At 63.3% G+C, this 4,520-nt stretch carries 7 protein-coding genes and 1 tRNA gene; 5 read left to right on the forward strand and 3 right to left on the reverse strand.

Annotated elements, in window-relative coordinates; all coding sequences use genetic code 11:
- Window positions 1-404: lytic transglycosylase domain-containing protein (locus C0456_RS19620; protein ID WP_291056021.1), on the forward strand; the 404-nt coding region annotated here is incomplete at its 5' end.
- Window positions 405-420: 16 nt separating this feature from the next.
- Entirely contained in the window at window positions 421-618 is a 198-nt protein-coding gene (locus C0456_RS21010) for a DUF5818 domain-containing protein (protein ID WP_367179320.1), read from the forward strand.
- Here C0456_RS21010 and C0456_RS19625 read toward each other — a convergent pair.
- Both C0456_RS19625 and C0456_RS19630 read right to left on the reverse strand, forming a co-directional pair.
- Window positions 615-1,901 carry an integrase arm-type DNA-binding domain-containing protein gene (locus tag C0456_RS19625; RefSeq protein ID WP_291056024.1) on the reverse strand — a complete coding sequence of 429 codons (1,287 nt, stop codon included), beginning with the start codon at window positions 1,899-1,901 and terminating at the stop codon, window positions 615-617. The two genes, C0456_RS21010 and C0456_RS19625, sit on opposite strands and share 4 nt — an antisense overlap.
- Window positions 1,902-2,058: 157 nt before the next feature.
- Window positions 2,059-2,148: transfer RNA gene (locus tag C0456_RS19630), tRNA-Ser, on the reverse strand.
- A 180-nt stretch (window positions 2,149-2,328) separates the two neighbouring features.
- On the opposite strand from C0456_RS19630, the gene hspQ reads away from it, so the two are divergent.
- The gene (hspQ, locus tag C0456_RS19635; protein ID WP_291056027.1) at window positions 2,329-2,709 is read left to right on the forward strand and encodes a heat shock protein HspQ; all 381 of its coding nucleotides are present in this window, start codon (window positions 2,329-2,331) and stop codon (window positions 2,707-2,709) included.
- 27 nt (window positions 2,710-2,736) lie between these two features.
- Window positions 2,737-3,363 (forward strand): hypothetical protein, encoded by a 627-nt coding sequence (locus tag C0456_RS19640; RefSeq protein ID WP_291056030.1) that lies wholly within the window; start codon window positions 2,737-2,739, stop codon window positions 3,361-3,363.
- On the opposite strand, the gene C0456_RS19645 is transcribed toward C0456_RS19640, so the two are convergent.
- Window positions 3,353-4,255 carry an ABC transporter permease gene (locus C0456_RS19645; protein ID WP_291056033.1) on the reverse strand — a complete coding sequence of 301 codons (903 nt, stop codon included), beginning with the start codon at window positions 4,253-4,255 and terminating at the stop codon, window positions 3,353-3,355. The two genes, C0456_RS19640 and C0456_RS19645, sit on opposite strands and share 11 nt — an antisense overlap.
- 80 nt (window positions 4,256-4,335) lie before the next feature.
- On the opposite strand from C0456_RS19645, the gene C0456_RS19650 reads away from it, so the two are divergent.
- Window positions 4,336-4,520: GcrA family cell cycle regulator (locus C0456_RS19650; RefSeq protein ID WP_291056036.1), on the forward strand; the 185-nt coding region annotated here is incomplete at its 3' end.

Below are 4,520 nucleotides of genomic sequence, written 5' to 3' on the forward strand. Positions count from 1 at the left end.
CCGCCGCGATGGGCACCTCCAGTTTTCGAAGGGCCAGCTATCTTCCCCATGTCTATGCGGCCGAGGTGAGGTACGCCTTACCCACGGGCCTGCTCGATGCACTTGTGTGGACGGAATCGCGATATAATCCGTTGGCCGTCAGCCACGTCGGAGCGGCGGGTCTCGGCCAACTGATGCCTGCGACGGCCAGGGAACTTGGCGTGACAAATCGCTTCGACCCGGTATCGAACATCGACGGGGCCGCACGCTATCTTCGCCAGATGCTAGATCGTTTCGGAGTGGTGCACCTCGCTCTGGCGGCCTACAATGCTGGTCCCGGAGCCGTTACGAGAGCCGGCGGAATTCCGCGCAACGGCGAAACGCCGACCTATGTGCGCAATGTGCTTCGTCGGTGGAAGCTATGACAGGAGATAATTTGGAGTGAGCAGTCAGCGGAAGCGCTTATCAGGTCGATTGACGAAAGGGGCTCGGAGCCTCCTTCTCACGACATCTGATGAGCAGATCTGGGTCGTAGAAGCGCTGGATGTCGACCAAACCCTCGTCGGCAAAAACGTCATCGTCGATGGCATGCCGACGGCTGCCGACCGCATTCAAGCTGACTGGATTGGATGCGCCTAGCGAGCAGGAAGCCCAAGCAGTTTCGATGGCTCGGGAAAACCCTCAAATAGCATCTTCGCCCAAACGTCGGCGATCTCCCTGCGACGCTCCAGAAAGGCCGCACGATTGTAGGCTCCTTCGGACCCTGACACGCCCTCAGGAATGTGCGCAAGCATAAGATCGATGACCAGCCTGTCGCTCGCCGTTCCGTTCCTCTCGGCCCATTCATTCATGATCGTCGAGAACGATGCCCGCCAGCCATGCGGCACATGCCTGCCCTGATAGCCGCAGCGATTGTAGAAATAGCTCAGCGTGTTCTCGCTCATCGGAACTCGGGCGCTGCGATTGCTGGGAAACACGATTGGTCCGCGCCCGGTGAGCTGCTTAGCCGTCCGCAGGACAGCAACTGCCTCGGGTGCGAGCGGCACAAGATGATCAAACTTTTCATCCTGTTTCAATTCACTGGCCAGCTTCATGTGACCGGCAGGGATACGCCATAGGGCTTGCGGGCAGAGCCCATCACCGTCCCAGTCGATGTTCTCAAACTCTGTCCAAGCCACGCACCGAATGGCGCCAAGCCGCTGAGCTGTCAGTGCCGCGAACCGTGATGCGAGCTTCGTGAGGGGCGAAGCCAGCTCAGCTTCAGTTTTGCGGATCATGTCATGCAGGCATTCAATCTTCACTATCGCTGGCCTTTTGCGCCCGCGTGGCACCGGCTTTAGCGCTTTCCCCACGACTGCGGCCGGATCTCTGACGGCTATGCCCTCGGCGATGGCCTGCACGAAAACAGCTGACATTCTCTGCCGAACGCGATGAGCCGTCTCGATAGCGCCTCGCTTTTCGATTTTCCTCAGAACAGAAAGCACCATCGGCTCATCAAGCTCGGCAATCGGCAATGCGCCGATCCAAGGGAATACCTCCTTCTCCAGGCTTGAGATTACGTCTCTTGCGTGGACCGGCGTCCACCGGTCTTCCTGGAGTGCGAACCAATTGCGGGCCACCACCTCAAAGGTGTTCGCTGCCGACATGGCCCGCGCAATAGCCGCCTTCTTCGCTTCGAGACCGGGGTCCCTGCCTTCCGCAAGTTGCTTGCGTGCCTCGATCTTACGATCACGCGCCTCTTTCAGCGAAACCTCGGGGTAGGCACCAAGGATCAGCCTGCGCTCTTTCCCCGCAAAGCGATACTTGAGCCGCCAGCTCCGATGGCCGGATTTGGCGACAAACAGATACAGCCCCTCGGAATCGGAGAGCTTGTAATCCTTGTCTTTTGCCTTCGCCTGTCGGACTGCCATCTCGCTGAGCATCTGTGCCCCCAAAACTGCGTTTTGATGCCCCCAGAAATGCCCCCAATCGTCGTGGACGCATACGGAAATATCGAAACAAATGCAGAACGATATCTAGCGCAAAATGGCTAAAAATCAAGGAAAACAGGGGTTTTTTGGACGCTTGCGGAAGGGTGTCTGGCGGAGAGGGTGGGATTCGAACCCACGTTACCGTTGCCGGTAAACCGCATTTCGAGTGCGGCGCATTCGACCACTCTGCCACCTCTCCGCGAGGTCTGGCGCGCGTATCAGGGCCGTCTGGTCGAGAGGCGGCGGGCGTCAGAGCCGCGCCCGTTAGCCCAAGGATTCGCCCTTGCCAAGAGGGGCGGGGGCACAAATTGCGCGCATATCTGGGACGGACCGGCCAAGTGCGCTTGTTTTGCCCGCGCGAAGGTCCATATTGCGGCGCATGGAACGTGCTGAGTTCTTTTCGAGCCAGGCCGGACGCACGATCATCGCGCCGCGCCAGACCCGCGCCCGCTTCGGGATCGGCGATGTGGTCCGCCACCGCCTGTTCGCCTTCCGCGGCGTCGTCTTCGATATCGACCCGGTCTTCGCCAACTCGGAAGAGTGGTACCAGTCGATCCCCGAGGACATCCGCCCGCGGCGCGACCAGCCCTTCTACCACCTGCTCGCCGAGAACGAGGATTCATCCTACGTCGCTTATGTGAGCCAGGGCAACCTCGTCGCCGATCCGCAAGGCGGCCCGGTCGATCACCCGACGGTGCGTCAGCTGTTCGACAGCTTCAAGGACGGCCGTTACCGGATGAGAGCCTCGCTCACACATTGACAACCTTGCCCTGCTAGAAGGCGGGGCATGGTCGATCAGCAGCAACCCGACAACACTGCGCCCGATAACGCCGCCATGGCCCGGCTGCGGCTGGCGCTTGAGCGCGAGCTAGGCCCGGGAGAGAGCGCGGTGTGGCACGGCTGGCAGCTGGCGCGGATCGATCCGAGGCATTTCCTGATCTATGTCTTCGCGGTGCCGTGGACGGCGTTCGCGCTGATGTGGACGGTGCTCGCCTCTGGCGCGGTCGGGGCCGCGGAGATCGGCCTTGTCGGAATCGCCTTCCCGCTGTTCGGCCTGCCCTTCATCGCCGTCGGCTGCTGGATGCTCGCGCGCCCCTTCGTGCCGCTCTGGGAGAAGGGCCGCGTGCTGTATGTGGTCACCGAGACCCGCGTTCTCAGGCTCGCGCTCGGCCGCGACCTGGTGGTCAAGACCGCGCCCGCCGACCGCATCGGCCTTGCCGAGCGGCGCGAGGCGCCCGACGGCTCGGGCACGCTCAGCCTCGCTGTGCGGATCGGGCGCGACAGCGACGGGGACAAGCAGACCGAGAGCTTCGAGCTCGGCCCGGTGGCAGGCATCAGCGGTGCTGCGGCCGCAGTCGCGGCGATCGAAGCGCGGGCGGGTTCCGCCGGCTCTGCCGCCGCGCTCAGCTCTTGAGCTTCCAGCCCGAGCGTAGCAGCGCATAGACCCCCGCCGCCAGCGCGCCGTTCAGCACCAGCAGGCCGAGCCCCGCCGCCGCGACCTGCGCGGCGTCTCCCATGTCGCTTGCGCCGAGGAAGCCATAGCGGAAGCCCGAGATCACGTAGAAGAACGGGTTCAGCCGGCTAACCGTCTGGAACACCCCGTTGAGGTTCTCGATCGTGTAGAAGGTGCCCGACAAGAGCGAGGCAGGCGCGATGATGAAGTTCGAGATCGCGGCGGTGTGGTCGAACTTCTCGGCCCAGATCGAGGTCGCTAGGCCGATGAGCGCGAGCAGCCCCGCGCCCATCAGGCCGAACCAAACGACAGCCCAGGGATGCGCCATGGCGAGCGAGACACCCGGCCACAGCGCCATCGCCAGCCCGACCGCGCAGCCCACCGCCACCGCGCGGGTGAGCGCCGCGGCAAGGATCGCCGCCATCAGCTCGCCCGAGGACAGCGGCGGCATCAGATAGTCGATGATCGTCCCCTGCATCTTGCCCCCTAACAGCGAGAAGGAGGAATTGGCGAAGGCGTTCTGCATCATCGCCATCACGATCAGGCCCGGCGCGACGAAGGTGGCAAAGGGCACGCCCAGCACCGCGCGGCCCTCCCGCCCCAGCGCGACCGTGAAAATCACCAGAAACAGCAGCGTGGTGAAGGCCGGAGCCCAGATCGTTTGCGTCTGCACCTTGAGAAACCGGCGCACCTCCTTCATATAGAGCGCCGAGAGCCCCACGCGATTGACGCCCGTGATCACGGGCACACCGCGCGGGGTGAACCGGAAGCTCCCGCCGGTCTTGTCATCCGCCGTCACATCCGTCACGGGAGCGGCATTGCCGGAGGGGTTTGCAGTTGCGTTGTCAGCCATGGGCACTTTGCCTAGGCTGCGCCCTCGCCGCTGACAAGCACCCGACGCCCCGCGCCGGACACAGGAACAGGTAGAAGACTATGAGCTGGACAGACGAGCGCATCGCAACGCTCAGGAAGATGTGGGAAGGCGGCGCGACTGCCAGCGAGATCGCCACCGAACTGGGCGGGGTCAGCCGCAACGCGGTGATCGGCAAGGCGCATCGCCTCGGTCTCAAGGCGCGCCCCTCGCCGGTCAAGGCGAACGAGAAGAAGAAGCCTGCTGC

Source organism: Hyphomonas sp., from assembly GCF_013823385.1.
Lineage (GTDB): Bacteria > Pseudomonadota > Alphaproteobacteria > Caulobacterales > Hyphomonadaceae > Hyphomonas.